The organism is Streptomyces sp. NBC_01264 (genome assembly GCF_026340675.1).
In the GTDB taxonomy this organism is placed as follows: domain Bacteria; phylum Actinomycetota; class Actinomycetes; order Streptomycetales; family Streptomycetaceae; genus Streptomyces.
Map to the genome: position 1 here is coordinate 29,555 of NZ_JAPEOX010000005.1, position 18,632 is coordinate 48,186.

16 protein-coding genes, 2 pseudogenes and 1 CRISPR repeat array are annotated in these 18,632 nt (G+C 68.0%); of the genes and pseudogenes, 11 read left to right on the forward strand and 7 right to left on the reverse strand.

Features of this window, described 5'->3' with window-relative positions:
- Positions 1-51 precede the first annotated feature (51 nt).
- Both OG435_RS47130 and OG435_RS47135 read left to right on the forward strand, forming a co-directional pair.
- Positions 52-399, forward strand: coding sequence for a hypothetical protein (locus tag OG435_RS47130; protein WP_266887804.1), 348 nt, complete (start codon positions 52-54; stop codon positions 397-399).
- Positions 400-1,207: 808 nt separating this feature from the next.
- Positions 1,208-1,632: direct repeats of the CRISPR family, unit length 26 nt; unit sequence GTTGTGACCCCTCGGAGGGTCGATGA.
- A gap of 155 nt (positions 1,633-1,787) precedes the next feature.
- Complete coding sequence (locus tag OG435_RS47135) at positions 1,788-2,243, forward strand: hypothetical protein (RefSeq protein WP_266887806.1); 456 nt, start codon at positions 1,788-1,790, stop codon at positions 2,241-2,243.
- Positions 2,244-2,256: 13 nt separating this feature from the next.
- Here the strand turns inward: OG435_RS47135 and istB are convergent, their stop codons facing one another.
- Both istB and istA read right to left on the reverse strand, forming a co-directional pair.
- A complete protein-coding gene (gene istB, locus OG435_RS47140) occupies positions 2,257-3,054 on the reverse strand; it encodes an IS21-like element helper ATPase IstB (protein WP_266887808.1) in 798 nt (265 codons plus the stop codon).
- Positions 3,055-3,066: 12 nt separating this feature from the next.
- A complete protein-coding gene (gene istA, locus OG435_RS47145; RefSeq protein ID WP_266887996.1) occupies positions 3,067-4,680 on the reverse strand; it encodes an IS21 family transposase in 1,614 nt (537 codons plus the stop codon).
- A 241-nt stretch (positions 4,681-4,921) separates the two neighbouring features.
- Here istA and OG435_RS47150 point away from each other — a divergent pair, with 241 nt between their 5' ends.
- Positions 4,922-6,016 carry an NAD-dependent epimerase/dehydratase family protein gene (locus tag OG435_RS47150; protein ID WP_266887809.1) on the forward strand — a complete coding sequence of 365 codons (1,095 nt, stop codon included), beginning with the start codon at positions 4,922-4,924 and terminating at the stop codon, positions 6,014-6,016.
- Here OG435_RS47150 and OG435_RS47155 read toward each other — a convergent pair.
- On the reverse strand, positions 6,013-6,888 hold the full coding sequence (locus tag OG435_RS47155) for a glycosyltransferase family 2 protein (protein ID WP_266887811.1): 876 nt from the start codon (positions 6,886-6,888) through the stop codon (positions 6,013-6,015). The genes OG435_RS47150 and OG435_RS47155 overlap by 4 nt on opposite strands.
- 88 nt (positions 6,889-6,976) lie before the next feature.
- On the opposite strand from OG435_RS47155, the gene OG435_RS47160 reads away from it, so the two are divergent.
- The gene (locus tag OG435_RS47160) at positions 6,977-7,678 is read left to right on the forward strand and encodes a transferase (RefSeq protein ID WP_266887814.1); all 702 of its coding nucleotides are present in this window, start codon (positions 6,977-6,979) and stop codon (positions 7,676-7,678) included.
- Positions 7,679-7,854: 176 nt separating this feature from the next.
- On the opposite strand, the gene OG435_RS47165 is transcribed toward OG435_RS47160, so the two are convergent.
- Positions 7,855-8,067, reverse strand: a complete 213-nt coding sequence (locus OG435_RS47165) for a hypothetical protein (protein WP_266887816.1) — start codon at positions 8,065-8,067, stop codon at positions 7,855-7,857.
- Between OG435_RS47165 and OG435_RS47170 the strand changes: the two genes are divergently transcribed.
- Positions 8,057-9,340 carry a helix-turn-helix domain-containing protein gene (locus OG435_RS47170; RefSeq protein WP_266887818.1) on the forward strand — a complete coding sequence of 428 codons (1,284 nt, stop codon included), beginning with the start codon at positions 8,057-8,059 and terminating at the stop codon, positions 9,338-9,340. The two genes, OG435_RS47165 and OG435_RS47170, sit on opposite strands and share 11 nt — an antisense overlap.
- 5 nt (positions 9,341-9,345) lie before the next feature.
- Here OG435_RS47170 and OG435_RS47175 read toward each other — a convergent pair whose 3' ends face one another.
- The gene (locus tag OG435_RS47175; protein ID WP_266887820.1) at positions 9,346-10,011 is read right to left on the reverse strand and encodes a nucleotidyl transferase AbiEii/AbiGii toxin family protein; all 666 of its coding nucleotides are present in this window, start codon (positions 10,009-10,011) and stop codon (positions 9,346-9,348) included.
- Positions 10,008-10,358 carry a transcriptional regulator gene (locus OG435_RS47180; protein ID WP_266887822.1) on the reverse strand — a complete coding sequence of 117 codons (351 nt, stop codon included), beginning with the start codon at positions 10,356-10,358 and terminating at the stop codon, positions 10,008-10,010. The genes OG435_RS47175 and OG435_RS47180 overlap by 4 nt, the downstream gene beginning before the upstream one ends.
- Positions 10,359-11,584: 1,226 nt before the next feature.
- On the opposite strand from OG435_RS47180, the gene OG435_RS47185 reads away from it, so the two are divergent.
- The 6 genes and pseudogenes from OG435_RS47185 (at position 11,585) to OG435_RS47210 (ending at position 18,394) form a co-directional block, all read left to right on the forward strand.
- Entirely contained in the window at positions 11,585-12,598 is a 1,014-nt protein-coding gene (locus OG435_RS47185) for a bifunctional DNA primase/polymerase (protein WP_266887998.1), read from the forward strand.
- Positions 12,595-14,151, forward strand: a complete 1,557-nt coding sequence (locus OG435_RS47190; protein WP_266887824.1) for a DNA primase family protein — start codon at positions 12,595-12,597, stop codon at positions 14,149-14,151. Before OG435_RS47185 ends, OG435_RS47190 begins: the two co-directional genes overlap by 4 nt.
- 120 nt (positions 14,152-14,271) lie before the next feature.
- Positions 14,272-14,658, forward strand: a complete 387-nt coding sequence (locus tag OG435_RS47195) for a DUF6009 family protein (protein ID WP_266887826.1) — start codon at positions 14,272-14,274, stop codon at positions 14,656-14,658.
- A 506-nt stretch (positions 14,659-15,164) separates the two neighbouring features.
- A pseudogene (locus tag OG435_RS50275) lies at positions 15,165-15,515 on the forward strand (IS630 family transposase); the annotation flags it as partial.
- A 953-nt stretch (positions 15,516-16,468) separates the two neighbouring features.
- Positions 16,469-17,441, forward strand: a pseudogene (locus OG435_RS47205) (tyrosine-type recombinase/integrase).
- Between the two features lie 233 nt (positions 17,442-17,674).
- Complete coding sequence (locus OG435_RS47210; protein ID WP_266887830.1) at positions 17,675-18,394, forward strand: SDR family oxidoreductase; 720 nt, start codon at positions 17,675-17,677, stop codon at positions 18,392-18,394.
- A 78-nt stretch (positions 18,395-18,472) separates the two neighbouring features.
- Here the strand turns inward: OG435_RS47210 and OG435_RS47215 are convergent, their stop codons facing one another.
- Positions 18,473-18,601, reverse strand: a complete 129-nt coding sequence (locus OG435_RS47215; RefSeq protein WP_266887832.1) for a hypothetical protein — start codon at positions 18,599-18,601, stop codon at positions 18,473-18,475.
- Positions 18,602-18,632 lie beyond the last annotated feature (31 nt).

An 18,632-nucleotide genomic window follows, 5' to 3' on the forward strand; every position in this document is an offset into this window, starting at 1 on the left:
AGCTGATCCACAACTCTTGACTATTGCTCTGAGACGAGCATCAAGGTGAGCGTGGCCATCCGTGATCGTCTGGCGGTGTTGGCGGCCGAGCAGGGCACCACAATCGAGGAGCTCGTCGAAGCCCTCGCCGCCGCACAGCCAACCCAGGCCGAGTACGTACTGAGCTCGGAGCAGGCTCGCGCTGAGCTCGCCTCAGCCCTGGGAGCCGCGCCTGGTGGGCCAGCACCGGTCCTCCAAGAACTGCCAGGGGGACCTCTGGCCGCCGCCGGGCCGGAGGAGCAGGTTCTCCAGGCGGCGGCCGAGCTCGGGCTGGACTACACGGTCCGGGTCCAGCAGGCCGGCCAGAGCGTCTGGGACAAGCTCCGCGCGCATCAAGGCGGTGCCGCCGCAAGATCCTGAGCGCGCTGGGACCAGATTCCGATCCCGCGTCGACCCTGCGACAATCGAGGTGCCGCATAAGACGGCCGCGGGGACCGAAGTGTTGTCACCCCTGGGGGGGCGATGAGGACACGGCCCGGCCAGCGCGGAGCAGGTGAACCACGCGTTGTGACCCCTCGGAGAGTCCATGAGGATGCCACGCCGGTCGCTCGCGGCCAGATTCCGCCGGAACACGGCCTTGTGACCCCTCGGAGGGCCGATGAGGACGATCTCTCCGAGACGGGCGCGATCCGGCTGCGCCTGCCGTTGTGACCCCTCGTTGTGTCGATGAGGACGGCTCGAAGCGAGCGCCTCAAAGGCGGTCTCTCGCTGTTGTGACCCCTCGGAGGGTCGATGAGGACCGCCGGCCTTTCGCTGGCGGGGCGTTCCTCGGCCCTGTTGTGACCCCTCGGAGGTCGATGAGGGCCGCGGCCCGCGCGGTCCTGGTTGCCTCCACCGTCTTCCAGTTGTGACCCCTCGGAGGGTCGATGAGGAAACCGTCACCTGTGACACCACCGACCTCACCACCGTGTTGTGACCCCTCGGAGGGCCGATGAGGACCTCTACGTGGTGATCGCCGCGGTCGGCTCAGTCACGTTGTGACCCCTCGGAGGGTCGATGAGAATCCGACTCACTGTGGGCACGGGTCCGGCCGTCTACACGTTGTGACCCCTCGGAGGGGCGATGAGAACTCGCCATGGCCGGGTTCGTCCGGCACCAGTTCGCGTTGTGCCCCTGGAGGGTCGATGAGGACCCGCACGGTCCGCCTGTCGCCCACGGGCGCCGCGTAGTTGTGACCCCTTGGAGGGTCGATGAGGACGCTCGGGCGAAGCAGGACGAGCGCCTCGCCTTCTTGTTGTGACCTCTCGGAGAGTCGGTGAGGGCTGCAGTGGGCCGACCCGGCCCTCCACGGTCAGCTGTTGTGACCCCTCGGAGGGTCGATGAGGATCCGAGATACGGAGGTCACCACTATGAGCGCCCTGCCGCAGTTGTGACCCCTTGGAGGGTCGATGAGGACGCCGCATGAAGCTCACCCTCTCCACCGAGACCCTGACGTTGCGACCCCTCGGAGGGTCGATGAGGACACCCAACGCGTGCACGGTCATGAGGGTGCCGTTGTGGAGTTGTGACCCCTCGGAGGGTCGATGACGCCGGCAGAGTTCGCCGGCCTGGGCGTCCTGATCCCGGTGTTGTGACCCCTCGGAGGGTCGATGAAGACAGGGCTGGCTTCGTAGGTGAGAACGGAGAGCGAATGTCGGTGGGGCCTGGCATCGGTCCTTGATCGAGATGTCCAGAAATATTGATGAGAACTGGCAGCACCCAGCGGGCTCGGCTGGGGCGTGTCGGCACCGACGGGCATAATTCCGGCTGTGGATCTGAGACCAGAGTTGCTGCCCCCGCCCGTGAGTCGGCAACGGCTGGGCGAGTTGTGCGCCGAGGTCGACCGGATCGCTGACCTGTTGGCCGCCCGTCCGGAGGCGGCGGTCGAGGCGGTCGCGGCCTTCAACGCGATGACCGGTCACGACTACGAGGCGCTTGACTTCACCGAATACGACGGCAGCAGGAGTCTGGAGGAGTTCGCGATGGAGGCGGCCCGGCCGGCTCGCCCCGTGGTCGCGGACATCTCCTGGGACGAGCTCGTTGAGATCGTTCGCAGACTTCTGATGGCCTCCCCGGAGAGCGACTACTATCTGCGGCTCCTGGAGACGAACGTGTCGCATCCCCGGGTGAGTGACCTGGTCTTCCACCCGTCGGACGCGCTTAAGGATGCGTCTGCGGAGCAGATTGTCGACGAGGCTCTGAAGTACCGGCCGATCGCGCTCTGAGCTGCGAGCGAGCTCAGCCGGCCGCCTGCTGCTGTTCGGCGCGGGCGCGGGTGGTGGCGAGTCGGTAGGAGTCGGTGCCGGTCTCGATGATGTTGCCGCCGAAGGTGAGGCGGTCGACGATGGCGGCGCAAAGACGAGGATCCGTGAAGGTCTTTGTCCAGCCAGAGAAGGATTCGTTCGAGGCGATCGCCACGCTGTTCTTTTCCTCCCGCTCGGTCAGAACCTGGAAGAGGAGTTCGGCGCCACGGCGGTCGAGTTCCATGTAGCCGAGTTCGTCGATGCACAAAAGATCGACGCGGCCGTAGCGGGCGATCGTCTTGGTCAGCTGCTTCTCGTCGGCGGCCTCGACGAGCTCGTTGACCAGCTTCGTTGCCAGCACGTACTTGACCCGGTAGCCGGCCATCGCGGCTTCGGTGCCGAGGGCGATCAGCAGGTGGGACTTGCCCGTGCCGGAGTCACCGATGAGGCAGAGCGGCAAGCTTTTCTTGATCCATTCGCACTTGGCGAGGGTGTGGATCATGGCCGCGTCGATGTTGGGGTTGGCATCGAAGTCGAACTTCCGCAGGGACTTGTCGCGGGGGAACCCGGCGGCCTTGATACGGCGTTCGGAGCGTCGTCGGGCCCGGTCGTCGCACTCGGCAAGGAGGAGTTCGGCGAGGAAGCCGAGGTAGGACATTTGCTCGCGCTCGGCTGTCGCAGCGACCTCGGGGAACTGGGACCGGATGGTGGGCAGCCGCAGCATCCTGCATGCCTGGTCGACCGCAGCAGTGGCGGCTTGCTCGGTGAGTCCTCGCTGGCGGGGGAAGGTCACAGTCGTTCTCCTTCAGGTGGTGGGGCGATCCGGCCGACGCAGCCGCAGCAGTTGGTCGTAGTGGGCGACCGAAGGAAGCGGCCGCTTGTCGGGTGGCAGGTGAGCCAGGCGGCGCGAGGCCAGGGACGTCACATTGGACCGGCCAACCGTGGGCGGCACGGGCTCTTCGGCATGGCACTCCTCCGCCGCCTTGCGGGCTTCGAGTGCGACGGCATCCGCGGTCAGCGCACCCGTTTTAAGGGCTGCCGCGAGACCGGTGACCAGGTGTTCGTGGGGCAGGTGGCGGCCGAGGAGGAGGACCTCGATCAGCGCGCGGGTGCCGTCGCGTTCTCCGTGGGCCTTCACGGCCGCCGCCCACCAGGCGTCATGGACCGGGGTGAATCTGCCCGCGGAGCGGGCCTGATCGAGCGCGGTCGCTCCCGGCAGGGCACCGGGCTTGCGCACGAGTGCCTCCAGGTAGTGGTCCAGGTCGAGGCGGCATCCTCCCTTGGCGATGAGCCGTTCATGCCGGGCGACTTCCTCGCGGCCGTCGTGGACCACCAGCTCAGAAGCGTGCAGCATCGCGCGGACCGTCCTGCCGATCAGCCGCACCGGCACGGAGTAGCGGTTGGTGCGGACGCTGATCTGGCTGTAGCGGTCGACCCGCAAGGTGAAGAGCCGGCCCGTTTCGAACGGCTCGTCCGGCAACGGGCCCAGCAGGGGGCGCTCGGCTGTGAAGTACTCACCGATCGTGCGGGGCCGCGAGCGGATCCTCCGGGCATCGTCCGCTTCGTCCCACCGCTCGATCATCGAATTCAGCTCGGCGAGAGTGGCGACTTCGGGAACGGGGACGAGGTGGTTTCGGCGGAACCAGCCGATCTGTCCCTCGACCCCGCCTTTCTCGTGGGCGCCGCGGATTCCAGGCTGGCAGTAAAGAGCCTCCAGGCCGTAGTGCGAGCGGAACGCGGTCCACCGCTCGGCCTCGACCCGCTGCCGGGAGAAGCCCAGCACCTGGGCGACCGCGGCCCTGAGGTTGTCGTAGCGGACCTTCGAGGTCGGCACTCCGCCCAGCACGTTGAGAGCGTGGACGTGGCCCTCGAAGAACGCCTCCTGCCCGGCCGACGCGAAGATCCGGTGCACGGCCTTGCCCGAGTAGGACAGGCGGAACGCGAACAGGTAGCAGGTCACCAGCTCGCCGGCCAACCGCACGGTCACGTCCCCGAAGTCGACCTCCGCTTCAGCTCCGGGTTTGTGGGTCTGCGGGATGAACGCCTCCACCACACCCCGGCCGGCCTGGACCCTGATCTCCTCACGGCGCGTCGCCACGTACCCGCGGACCATCTGGTACGAGATTTCGTCCGCGCCGTGTTCATCCAGTAGCCGCTCGAAGATCCGTTTCACGGTGTGCCGCTGCTTGCGCGGCGCGTCCAGGTCCGCCCGCAGCATCTGGTCGATCAACGGCTTGAACGGATCCAGCCGGGTCGCCCTCGGGGGAAGCTGCTTCCTCGGCTCCGGCCAGGCCGAGGACAACGCCTTCTGCACCGTCAAGAACCCGACGCCGTACTTCCGCTGAAGAGCGCGGTTGGACAGCCCATGCCGCGAGTCACGGCGGATCGCCGCGTACAGATCGACCTTGGACTTCGGCAGCACCCCGGCCCCCTCATCGTGCAGAGCACAACCATGGTCCCGAAGCAAGCATCCAGGTGCTCTCAAATCTCAGCGACATCACTCTTCCGTGGAAGAGGGTGCTCTCGCGGCTGAGCTACAGGCGCTCTCGCAACTCGCTGACAAAGCCACCCACGGTACCCGCGGACAGTGACCGCCGCTTCACTGATTGCAAGGCCGGCCGCCCGTCACGTTCCACCCGAAACCCGTTTCTGGAGGCATCGTGCACCACCGCTCAGACCTCGGCGCCCTGGCCGGCGCCACCGTCCTGGTGACCGGCGGCGCCGGACTCATCGGCTCCCGCATCACCGCTCAGCTGCGGGACCTCGGCGCCCGCCCCGTGGCCCTGTGCACCATGAACGCCTACCCCGAGCGCGTGTACGCCGACCTGTTCGGCGTCCGCGCTGGGGACCCGGATGTAGTCCTGGGGGACATCCGCGATACCGCGCTGGTGCGGAAGCTGGTCTCGGACTCGGACTACGTGATCCACGCCGCTGCCCTGGCTGACGTCGCCGCCTGCACCCGCGAACCGCTGGCCGCCATCGACACCAACGTGGCTGGCACTCAGAACGTGCTGGACGCCGTCGCCGCGACCGACCGCGTCCGCCGGATGGTGTTCGCCTCCTCCGCCAGCGTCTACGGCGACGGGAACCCCGAGGAGACGGACAGCCCCGACCTCCTGACCATGCGCCAGCTCCTGGAGTCCGTTCATGGGCGTATCCCGCCCCAGTTCCACGAGTTCACCCGCATGCGCCCCAAGTCTGTGTACGGCAACACGAAGGCGTGGGGGGAGGAACAGACCGCGCTCGTCCTCGGCCAGGTCGGCACGTCGTACGCGATCGTCCGGTACTTCTCCGTCTACGGCGAACCGCAGACCATCAAGCCGAGCTCCCACTCCTGGGTCGTGGCCTGGTTCGCCGCGCGGGCCCACCTCGGTCTCCCGCTCCACCTCAACGGCGGCGGCCGGCAGGTGCGGGACATGGTCCACGTGGACGACATCGCCGAGGGCACGCTGCGGGCCCTGGCCAGCCCTCGCGCTCACACCGAGACCGTGAACATCGGCACCGGCCTTCCCACCAGCGTCAAGAAGGTCGCCCAGCTGATCCAGGCCCACTACCCGAACACGCCGCTCCTGGAGACGCCACTCCCGGCCGGTGACCCCCTCGGCGGGTACGCGGCCACCCGCCGGATGGAAAACATCCTGGGCTGGAAGCCGAAGGTCATCATCACCGAAGGGGTGGCCCGCTACGTGAAGTGGCTGAGGGAGACCCCGGCCGCCGCCCCGGACTGGCTCCAGCAGGAGACCGGCGCGGCCTAAATGACCGGGGGCCGGCCCAGCCGGGTCAGCCGCCACACCGTCCGCCACCGCATCGGACGCCGGGGGCCGCCGCTCGTGCGAATGCCCTCGGCGAACCCGGCGAACCAGGCCCGCAGGCCGGTCAGGGACCGCGTGCGGGCCACGGTCAGCAGCGTCCACACCCCCAGGTAGACCGGGACCAACGGGGCGGGCAGGTGACGGCGGGCCAGCCAGACCCGGTTCCGGGCGGTCATCCGGTAGTAGACCGCATGCCGGGCCGGGGACGTCTTCGGGTGCTGGAGCACCAGCTCCGGTTCGTAGAGGATGTCCCAGCCGCGGTCGATGGCCCGCCAGGCCAGGTCGGTCTCCTCGTGTGTGAAGAAGAACGCGTCCGGCCAGCCCCCGGTCTCCTCCAGCATCGGCATGGACAGGGCGTGTCCGCCGCCCAGGAAGGTCGTCACCAGGCCCCGCCGCATCGGGTCACCCGCCCGCAGGCGGGGCACGTGCCGCCGCTGCGTATGGCCGCTCTCGTCCGCGATCCGGAAGGACACGATGCCCAGCCGGGCATCAGCCGCGTGCAGGTCGGCGATCCGGCGAATCACATCAGCCTCGGTCAACAGGCCGTCGTCGTCCAGGTCCACCAGGACATCAACGTCCCCGAAGTCCCGCAGGCGGCGCCAGGCTACGTTCCGGCCGCCGGACACCCCCAGATTCTCCTCCAGCTCCACCGCGGTCACGCCCTCGGGCAGATCTGGCAGGGCTGTGCCGTTCCCGACGACCACGACCCGCACCGCAGGCTCGTCCTGCTTGGCGACCGAGGTCAGCAGGGCCAGCAGTTCAGGCATCCGGTCGCCCATGGTCAGCACGGCGACACCCACACGCGGCCGGGTCACGACCACCACCACTTCCTTCCGGGGCCAGGTGAACGGAGAGCGTACCCCCGCCGAACCCGGGCCCCGGACCGTATGAGAGGGCATCGATATGGAACGGATCATCCTCGGCGACTACGTCACCGCCCCCACCGAGGGGGCCCTCACCGCGAGCGTCTACGGCGGCCTGGAGAAGTTCGAGCTGGCCGCGTTCCTGGCTCAGTGGAAGGGCCTTCAGCGCGAAGCCCTGGTCGCGCTGGGGGAGGAGCAGCGCATCCACCCCTCCGCGTTCATCCACCCCACGGCGATCATCGGTGACGATGTGATCATCGGACCGGACGTCAAGGTCCACGAGTTCACCACCGTGAGGAAGGGCAGCGTCCTGTGCGCCGGCGCTCAGGTCGGCTTCAACTGCGAAGTCACCGCCGCATTCGTAGGGGAAGGCGCGGTCCTCGGGCACCGGATTGGCGTCAACCGGACGATCCTCGGAGCGCGAACCCACCTGTCCGCCAACGTCACCGTGGCCGCGATCAACATGACCACCGACATGCGCAAGCCCGACCGAGAAGTGATCATGCGGACTGGCAACGGCCTGTACCGGTCGGGCACCACCCAGTTCGGCGCCGTCATCGGAGACGACACCCAGACCGGCAACAACATCAGCATCGGCCCCGGCGTCGCCATCGGCCGCCGCTGCCAGATCACCAGCGGCGTGACCCTGGCCATCCGGACCGTGCCGGAGGACTGCACCATCACCGCCCCACACGCCACGGAAGCCAGCATCCGTCGCCGCCGGAGCACCTTCCCACACTGAGAGGAAGAATCTCCGGCGCCCATTGGGCGACCGTTCCGCGTGTGGACCTGGTGGACGCCCGGATGCAGCTTAAGAAGCAGGCGCGCCCGGTGGAACCCGATGTCGTGACCGAGTCGGCGTAGCCCACCGCGTCGGTGCCGCTCCGGCTCGCGCTGGCGCGGGCCGGAACTCCACCTTCACTTCGCCCGCACCATCCTGGGGCGTTCCGGGGCGCCTTCCGAGTCGCTGTCAGTGTCGGGCTCTAGGCTCCGGCCGTCGCTGATATCGAACTCACCGACGACCTGATCCTCCTCCAGAAGCGCTCTGACACCGCGTGGGTGCGGGTACGGGAGATCCAGGACCGCTACGGGCGGCCCTCCGCTGAGGGCGGGTGGACGGATGATGCCCATGCTGACCGGCTACTCGGCCGCCCAGGTATCCCGCCTGGAGCGCGGAAAGTCGAACATGACGGACGTCTCCGTGCTCCAGAGGTTCGCCCGCGTGCTCGACATCCCACCGCAGGCCCTCGGCCTCGCGCCGGCCACGGGCGCCGATCCGGATCCACTCAGTCAGCGAACCGGTCCGTATCCCAGCCTGCCCGCCCCTACCCTGGGAACCTCAGGGCGCGACGACGGAGAGGATCCGGTGCGCACGCGAAGGCAGCTGCTCGCGAACCTGGCGGTCACCGCGGCGGCCGCCATGGGAGCCTCCCTCACCGGCACCACCCCGGCCAAGACCGAGGAGGCGCAACTCGGCGAGACACTCGTTGCGGGGCTGCGCGACGCGATGCTGGGACTCGGCCGCGCGGCCCCCGACACGCCCCCGGACCACCTCTCGGTGGAACTGCACCGCGCCTCGGCGGACTTCAACGACTGCGCCTACTCCAGCCTCGCCCTACGGCTCCCACGCCTGATCTCCGCCGGGCACCAGTCCACCAGCGACAACTTCCCCCTGCTGGCGCAGGCCTACCTCCTGGCGACGCGGATCCTCATCAAGCTCGACGAGCCGCAACTCGGCTGGATGGCAGCTGACCGAGCCCGGCAGTTCGCCGCCGTCAGCGGCGCGCCCGTCGCGGTCGCGGAAGCGGCCCGCCAGCAGGCCGTCCTCGCCCGCAAGGCAGGATGGCACGACCAGGCCCTCACCCTCGCCCTGAACGCCGCCGAAGATCCGGCCCTGCGTGAGCTCGGGAACGCCGGGATCGCCCAACGAGGGCTGCTGGTCCAGTGCGCCGCCTACACCGTCGCCAACCAACGCGACCAGGCAGGCATGCGCGAGCTGACCAGCGAGGCCACCGCCATCGCCAAGAGCCTGGTTTCCGTTACCCACCTCCGGGACACCACCGGCGGGTTCAGCTGGGCCACGATCCAGTTGCACCTGATCTCGGCAGAGAACACTGCTGGAGACCCTTCGGCCGCCATCGCCGCCGCCGACGCTCTCGCCCCCCAAGCGCTCCCAACCACGGAGCGGCGCGCGCTCTACTTCACCGACCGGGCGGAGGCCTTCGCCCAATGGGGCCGCCGAGACGAATGCATCCGCGCCCTACTCCAGGCCGAGTACTGGGCTCCACAGGAAACCCACGCCCGCCCCGCTGTGAAATCCCTCGTCTCCGGCCTGCTGCTCTCCGGGCGCACCACACCCGAGCTACGCGGCATCGCCGCCCGTACCGGCGTACTGCACAGCTAGGACTCTTAACCCTCGGCTTCGTCTTGGTGGAGGCGGCGGGCGAGGTCGTCGGACCAGAGTTGCGCCCACGTCCGCAGGGCGGCCATGGCGTTCTCGTCGAGGCCGTAGGCGGTGAACTCGGCGTCGTCGATCCAGTCGGCGCCGGCCAGGCGGCTCTGGAGGTCTTCGGGACTGAACCGGCCTCGTGCGTGGCGGCGGCCGAACTCTTCGAGGTCGGGGGTGGTCCAGCGGCGGGATGCGGCGTACACGTCGAGGAAGTCGCGGGCCGCGCCCCGGTCGGCGAGGGCTCGGACTTTGGTGCCGATCACGTCCTCCTCGCCGAGGACGGGGCCGTAGGCGGTGTGGGCGAGGGGCCGCCAGAACACTTCCTTGAGGACGTCGACCTCGCACGCTTCGCCGGTGGCGGGGTCGGTGACCTGGAAGCGGGCGGACAGCGGGGCGATCTCGACGTCGGCGACCTGCCAGCCGCGTTCCGTGAGCCCGTCGCGCACCGTCTGGGCGATGTCTTCCATGGGGGTCGCGGACTCGGTGGCGACGTCCAGGTCCTGGCTGACCCGCTCCAGGAGCTGGTGAGCCTGCACGGCGTAGCCGCCGGTCAGCACGAGAGGGAACGGGGAGCCGAGCGCAAGGACATCGGCGAGGAGCCGTGCGTGCAGGTCGGGCATCTTCACGCCGCAGCCCGCTCCTGGAGCTCGGGGAAGGCCTTCTCCCACACGTCCCGCACGCTCGGGCCTGCAAGGGTGCGCAGCACCGGCCACAGGCTGGCGAGCAGCTCGGCGTTCAGGAACCGGCACAGGTCCTCGCGGGTGCCCTCGGCGAGGACTGTCCGATACAGACCCATCCGCTGCCGGGGCTGATCCAGGTCGAAGGCACGCAGCCCGGACCACGCCACGTGCAGCGGAAGCTCGACGATACCGTGAACGGGCCCGGTCAGCTCGGACAGACCTGCCGGCAGCCGACGGGCAAACTTCAACCGGTACAGCACCGCATCGTCCAGGCCGGAATCGTCGACAGTCATGTCTCTGAGTATCCCCCGGCTCGTCGTTGAACCGCGCGCCTTGTTCGCCGTGCCGCTGATGCCATGGCGCTTGGGATTCGCAGTAGGAGAAGGCAGGCAGGTTCTCGAACATGTCCCGTTGGGCTTCGTCGACCGCCTCCCAAGTTTTCGCGGTGTAGGGGTGGACGACAACGGGCCCTCGCGAGGGCTCCTGGCCCTCCACGCTCCTGATGTACGGAAGACGTCGCCCTGCGAAGCCTGAACACTGCTCCCGCACCTCGTTGTTCGGTCCAAGGTTCCGGAGAGCGATGACATTCGGCTCCCGGCGGCGCACAACTGCTACCTGGGCTTGGCGCGCGGGGCCAGCCTGCGGTAGTGCGATGTCGCCCAGGCCTTTTCCGATCACCTTTGGCAGAGCAGCGCGTCCTCGGTGGGAGGCTTTGCGCGGAGGGGCATCCCAGTCCGAGGCCGCCAGCCCCTCTCGAGTCGCCCACTGGTGCCTTTCGATGGAGGCAGTAGCCCTCGTCTGGATTCGGGAGTGGCCTGAGCACTGGCAAGGTACCTCTGGAGGACTCCCAACCAATACGGGTTGGGTCCCTGCTGAGATTCAGTCCCTCGACGAAGCCCTCCCAGAAAGCGCAGGTCAGAGCGCCTCCTTGGATGACCTGCGGGGACTGGAGGGACCGAAGGGACTCTAGTCGCTAGTTCCACTCATCACGTGTGTGCGTATATGCGCACGCGCGTTAGCAGAGGACAGTAAGTCGTGAGCAGCTCATAACTACGGATTCTGAGTCCCTTCAGTCCCTCTTCTGAGGGGGTGGTGCTGCTGACCTGGTCTTTTCCATCAGGGACTCAGTAGGGACCGAAGCTCAATCCGTCCCTTGCCCCAGTCCCGGCGCCAGGGCCCCGCCCTGGCTGGTACCCGACACGCCCGGGTTCGCAGAGTCCCTCAGCTGAGGCGCCAGCCTGTGGTTCCTTTGCCCAGTAGGTGGCGAAGGGACTGAAGGGACTGGGGAACTGATACAACGGCAGTGTTGGCGCACCACGCTGCGGTAGGCTCTGGATCTCATTCGAAAATTCGGTCCCTTCAGTCCCTCCTGGACGGCTATAGGCCACCTGACCAGGTCTTTCCTCGCAGGGTCTGAATCAACTGTTGGGTCCCTCGACAAGGAAAAGCCACAGTGTCACGCCAGCGTGAGAGCCACGGATCAGTGCCATCGGGGTCTATCAGTCCCCTCGATGTCGCGATGTGGTGCGCTTCGAACGGGTGGCCCGTACACCCGCTGGCAACCGGCCGGAAGACACCAGCCGCCAACTGCCCAGCCTGCAGGGAACACGTTCACGCCCCGCAGGCCTGCCCGTGCACCGCTGAAGGGAAGTGGTGCCACGGCTTCCATGCCGCCACGACGGAGAGCTCCCGGGTGCGGGCATGGTGGGGTCAGGACGCGCCACTGGGAGTCGGTGTCTCGTGCGGCCCTGCGAAGCTCGTAGTTCTCGACGTCGACGCCCACAGTGCCGAAGTCCCAAACCGAGACCGGCTCCTGCCAGGCATTGCCATCCCTCAGGCAGTCAACCTTGCCGGCCTAGCCTCGGGATTCGACACCCTGGCCCTCCTCGCTGCCTACCGAGGCCAGCCGGACCCCTCCCAGGACGAGCAGACCCTACGCGTCAGGACGCCCTCGGGCGGCCTCCACATCTGGTACCAGATCCCCCCGTCCGGGATCCGGTACCGGTCATCGACGGGTTCGAGCCCCAAGGTGGCGCTTGCCTGGCAGGTCGACGTCCGGTCCACAGGCGGCTACATCGTTGCCCCAGCCACCAAGACGCAGGCAGGCACCTACCTTCCCGTTGGAGCGGCGCGACAGCCCGCCCCACTGCCAGCCTGGCTGGCCTCCGAACTAGAACGTACCGGACATGTGGTGAATGACAGCCCAGTCCGTCCGGCCGCGCCAACCCCACGCCGAGCTGTGCCGACGGACGGCACAGCCGCGCACCGGCTACTCGATCCGCTGCTGGCCGAGGTTCAGGACTGTGCGGCAGTTCCACAGGGAGCGAGTTTCACGGAGAAGCTCAACCGGGCTGCCTACACGGCCGGAGGCCTGGTGGCCGGCGGCTACTTCACACAGTCCCAGGCCCGCGAGCTCCTGACGGCGGCCGCCGAGACAGCTCGCCCACATCAGATTCACCGCAGTGTCTCTGTCATCAACTCTGCCCTGTCCGCCGGCCAGAGCCGGCCGCTTCACCTCAAAGGACGCCCATGAGCAGCGCCGACGGCCCGCGTTTCGACGCCACTGCCGCCGCCCAGCAGATGCTCGACCTCGAAGAACAGCAGACCGCGGCGAACCTGCCTGCCCAGCAGGGCACCACCACGGTACGAGAGCAGGCCCGCCCCACAGGACAGCTCCCCGGCCTACTTACCGACCGCGGCAACGCGAAGCTGTTCGCAGTGATGTACGGCGATCAGTTCCGTCATGTCGAGGGGCTGGGCTGGTACCACTGGAGCCAGTACCGCTGGAAGCGCACCGGGGGCGAGAAGTCCGCCCTCTGGGCGGCTGGCGACATGGCCGAGCAGATGCCAGCCAGCGACCCCACCGGCCTGTTCAGCGACCGAGACCTTCTCCTGCACCGGCGCAGGTCCATGTCGACCCCCGGCATCAAGGCGATGCTGACCCAGGCCAAGGCCTCACCCGCGCTCGCCCTCGACCCCGACACACTGGACGGCGACCCCTACGCCCTGTGCACCCCGGCCGGCGTCGTCGACCTGCACACCGGGCAGCTGCGCAAACCCGACCCCGAACGCGACATGCACTCAAGGGCCGCCAGCGTCGGCCCCGAGGCCATGCCCACACCCCGCTGGTACCGGTTCCTCCACGACACCTTCGGCGACGACGACAAGGGCCTGGAGACCATCCAGTTCCTCCACCTGCTCCTGGGCTACTCCATCACCGGAGACGTCGGCGCGCAGGTCCTGCCGTTCCTCTACGGCACCGGCGCCAACGGCAAGTCCGTCCTGCTGGACGTCATGACGCAGATCCTGGGCGACTACGCGCAGGCCGCCCCGCCCGGATTCCTGATGGAGAAGGGCAAGTTCTCCGAGCACTCCACCGAGCTGACCGAGCTCCACGGCCGGCGCATCGTGGTGTGCAGCGAGCTCAAGCCCAACGACAAGTTCGACGAGTCGCGCGTCAAGCTCCTGACCGGTGGCGACCGGATCATGGCCCGCCGGATGCGCCAGGACTTCTTCTCCTTCACGCCCACACACAAGCTGTGGCTGCTGGGCAACCACCGCCCGGAAGTCGGCACCGGCGGGCACGCCTTCTGGCGCCGCATCCGCCTCATCCCCTTCGAACGTGTCGTCCCCGCCGCACGCAAGATCGATAACCTGGCCAAACAGCTCGTCGACAGCGAAGGCCCAGGCATCCTGCACTGGCTGATCGAAGGCGCCCAGCTCTACCTCGCCACCCGCGACCCCCTGACCGGACCCGCGTCCGTACGGATGGCCACCCAGGCCTACGCGACAACCGAGGACCACATCGGGCGCTTCCTCGCCGAGTGCTGCACCAGCGCCACCAAGAGCCGAGCCAGCGATCGAGGCCCGGGAGACCTGAAGGTCGAGCAAGGCCTCCTCTACGCCGCCTACAGCAGTTGGTGCAGCACCGGTGAAGGCATCCGGCCAGCCACCGCCCGCGCCTTCGCAACCCGCGTACGTCAGGAACTCGCCCTGGCCTCACCGGCCGACATGATGAAATCCAGCGGAAAGAAGTACTACCCCGGACTCGCACTCCTAGCCGACGACGAACCTCAACATGTCTAAACCACGCGCACTACGCACCCAGCCCACACGTCTCTACGATGGACACGGCACGCCCGAATGCGACCGTTCCCACACCCACCCCGGCCACCCGGCCGCCGACAACGAAAAGGGGCCGCAGCCATGAGCTCGCTGCTGAACGAGAGCGACCTCCTCCACGAGAACACGGTGGTGTGGCTGGAGAACCCCGAACACCTCGACTACGTACGCCAGGCCCTCGACAAGACCGCCCGCCGCCGCGGGAAGCCCCGCTACGCCCGTGACGGTCGGATGGTCGGCTATACCGAACTCGACGAGCACGCCGAAGCCGACCCCGACAGCGGCCTCCAGCTCCGACGGGTCTTCTTCTTGCTCCCACACGACCGAGACACCGACCCCGACGGCGTCTACCACCAAGGCGCGCCCGGTGAAGCGATCGACCCCCGGACGGTCGAGCCACGTCGGGTGGGCGCCAAAACCCCCCGCTCCCAAGGCGGCCTCGACGTCGAGGCAACTGCCAGGACGGCGTGAAGGAGCACGGTTGCGGGTCACCAAGCTCGCGACGTGGGACCGCGAGTGCCTGGGCCTCGTACAGGTCATGGACACGGTGATGGTTCTGAACCCGATGAGGTGGCTGGATGAATTCAGATCCGCCTCCCAGCTCGGCGCCCCAGACCTGACAGCCGTGGTCGACGCGGCTCCGCGTTTGCGGAGACCTCGTCCGGAGGGGGCATGAGCCCGACGAGTACCGCGAGGCTCTGGAGAAGCTGATCCAGGCCAAGGCCGCCGGCACCCGCTCCGAACGCGTGGAAGTACCCGAGCCGATCTCCACACAGGTCGTCGACCGCATGGCCACGCTGGAGCGCTCCATCAGCGAGGCCAAGACCGCGCGGACCGATGTCCCGACGCCACCGTCTACGACCTCCCGATGTCGAAGGCCGCTGTGCCGGTCGGCGTGTGACGGTCACCCTGTCCGGGTGGCGATACGAGTGCAGGTGCGTGAGATCAATGATGACGAGGGGCGACGGTTTTAGCGGATCATCCGCAGGGGCACCGATTCGGTGGTGACCTGTCGGCGGGCGCAGATGGTGCTGCTGCCTGTGCGGGGCATGGCGGTGGCGAGGGTCACCGAGGTGTCGTTCGCCAGCGACGACCGGGTTCGCGACGTGATCCACAACTTCAATACGGACGGCTTCGGCTCGCTGCATCCGACGTACAAGGGCGGCTGGCCGAAGACGCTCACGCTGCCTGAACGCCGCGAGATCGCGAAGCCGAAGCCGACCGAGCACGACCTGCTGTTCTCGACCTGGAGCCTGACCTACTTGGCGGACTTCCTGGTCGCCGAGGGGGCGGTCGACGACATCAGCCAACCGCACACGCGGAGGCTGCCCACCTCAACCGCCCAGCATCACAAGATCAGCGACAGAGCCCGTTCACGTGTACGCCGACACCGCGCCCTGCAACGCGCCGGTCGCCCGCCGCGCAGAGACCGTCGTCCAGACCTGCGTCGTTCGCCTTCTGCGGGGCATCGTTCCGACTTCGCGCCCGCCGCCGGTCGATCCCCGCGGCCCGGCCAGTTTCTGACCTGCAACGAGCCTCCTACGTTCTCTTGTGCGGCGCCTGGAAGCTGCCCCGCGCGCAACCAACAACTGGAATCCGAGAATCGGGAGTTGCGCGAGGTCTCGCCCTTGCGCTCGAGGAATGACGCACAGCCGACCCGCCGGGCCGCCGCGGCGGCACACCGGGAGAAGTGTTCCGCCGTCGTCGGACCCTGTTGGCGAGATCGTCGAGGACACAGTCCTCCACACAACACACCGGGTCAGGAATCTGCAAGATCGGTAGGGTCAAGGTCTACGGTTCGCACATAACTCGGCAGTTCAGTGTAAAAACCCCGACTCCACAGACGCAGCGGTCGGAGCGTGTCGGACTATTCCGACACGGGTTGGTCCCTCATGAGCGGGTGGCCGGCCCCATGAGCCCTTTCGATGCCACGTTCGATATTCGCTTTCTGTCTCTATCGGGTACTCGGCTCTCCGGCATGCAATCGGGGTGCGAGGTATCTGCACTCAGGACTACGGACCGGAAATGTCAAAGGTTCGACCGTGAGACAACCAGAGTGCCGACGGGTCCGACCAGGGGGTTGAGGAACATCTATGCCAGATCGTGCGCTAAGCCCGGATCGCCGCTGGTGGGCACCTGACTGCGCGTCGGTGCTGGCAGGGTCGTGAAGTCGTTCCACAGATAACACCCCAATATCTGCGGTAGCTTGATACGTGACCTGCGGTGACGTTCTCCGGCAGCTACGTGAAGCGGCCCTGTTATCTGTGGCAAGGGGGAAGCGGTGTCCGCCGTCGTGCAGCTGCCAGCCGGGAAGGCGTTGACCGTCCGGGTGGCGGCAGATGTGTTCCTCGATTCGCTCGGCAACCCGAACACGGTGCGCAACTACGGGATCGGGGTCGGCAAGACCGCCGAGCGGATCGGCGAGGGGCGGCCGTTGGCATTGGTCGCGGACGACGAGGTCGGCGAGGCCCTCGAACTGTTGTGGGGGAACGCGGCGGTTAACACGTGGAACTCGCGCCGGGCCGGGGTGCTGTCCTGGCTCGGCTGGTGCCGTGAGCGCGGCTACGAAGGTCCTGCGGTTCCGGCGGGCGAGGCGGCTGGCGGTGCCGGATTCCCAGACCCCGGCCCGTTCGAAGATGGCAGTTGACCGGCTGATCGCACGGCGTGAGGTCCACCTGCGGGAGAAGACCCTGTGGCGGATGCTTTACGAGACGTCCGGGCGGGCGGACGAGGTGCTGGGCGTGAACATTGAGGACCTGGACCTCGCCGGGCGCCGATGCCCGGTCAAGGCGAAAGGTGCCCGGACCAAGGCTCGCCGCCGCGGCCAGGCCCGCGAGGACTATGTTCTGGAGACCGTCTACTGGGACGCAGGCACCGCCCGGCTCCTGCCACGCCTTCTGAAGGGCCGCACTCGGGGGCCAGTGTTCGTCACCCACCGCAAGCCCGGCCCCGGCAAAGTCGTCGGCACACGCGACATGTGTCCGGACACCGGCTTCGCCCGGCTGTCGTACGGCCAGGCGCGCGCCCTGCTCGACGAACACACAGCCGCGCGAGGGCCCGGGACGGGCTGGGACCTGCATGAGTACCGCCACTCGTCCCTGACCCACCTCGGCGAGCAGGGCGCGTCGCTACTGATGCTGATGGCCAAGTCCCGGCACAGGAAGCCGGAGAACGTCCGCCGCTACTTCAAGCCGTCACCCGAGGCGATCGCCGAACTCACCAGCCTGCTGGCCCCGGGCGACAGTCGGCGCTGATCCGTCCTGCCCGCCGTGCGGGCGGTGAGTCTTTCGGGTGGGTTGGGGACTTTGGACCAGACGTTTGGTGGGATGGGCCACCGCTGATTTCCGGCGAGATCGTGCGCCACCTGCTGCGATGCTCTGCGACATGGCTGCTTCTGGCGTAATGGCAGGAGGTGGGGTATTCGGCCGGAATGCTGGCCGAATGCCCTTCGGGATATACCCGACTTACTCGCCGGTTGAGGAGCTCCATGGCGCCCACGCGAACAGTCCTGGTCACCGGCGCGACCCGGGGCATCGGCCTTGCTATCACCCGAAGGCTCTGCCACGAGGGAGTCCAGGTCCTGGGGATCGCCCGTTCCGCGCCGGATGCCGGCTTCCCGGCCACGTTCGTCCCCTGCGACCTCTCTGACGTCCGGCAGACCGCCGACGCGCTCCAGGCCCTGACGTGCGACCACCACGTGGACGCCGTTGTCAACAACGCGGGCATCGCCCTGCCCGAGCCCCTCGGCCAAATCGACCTGGCCAACCTCCAAACCGTGCTCGACCTCAATGTCCGGGCCGCGGTGCAGACCGTCCAGGCGTGCGTCGACGGTATGCGCGAACGGGGATGGGGACGGATCGTGAACATCACCAGCCGCGCCGTCTTCGGCACCCGCGGCCGCAGCAGCTACTCCGCCGCCAAAAGCGCCCTCACCGGACTGACCTCCACCTGGGCACTCGAACTCGCCCACCAGCCCATCACCGTCAACGCCGTCGCCCCCGGCCCCATCGACACCGACCTTTTCCACTGCACCCGTCCCGCCGGAAGCGACGCCGAAGCAGCGGTCCTGCGCACCATCCCCATGGGACGCCTGGGCCGCCCCGACGAGATCGCCGCCGCCGTCTGCTTCCCCCTCAGCGACGACGCCGGCTACATCACCGGCCAGACCCTCTGCGTCGACGGCGGCGGCAGCATTCCTGGCCGCTGACCGAGACCCCGCCGCGCCCGACGTCCGTACCGCCAGCCCGAAGCCACTCGAACGGTTGCTCCCATATGGCCCGAAGAATCACCAGCGTTCTTCGATGGCCTGGAGCCGGTCCATCGCGACAGCGGCGGCGGCGGCCTGAGAGAGCAGGGCCTGGTAGCGGCTCCGGTCGGGGTGCGCGGTGAGGCGGGCGGCCGACGGCACTGTCACGTTATCGAAATTGGCGTGACCACGTCAGGAA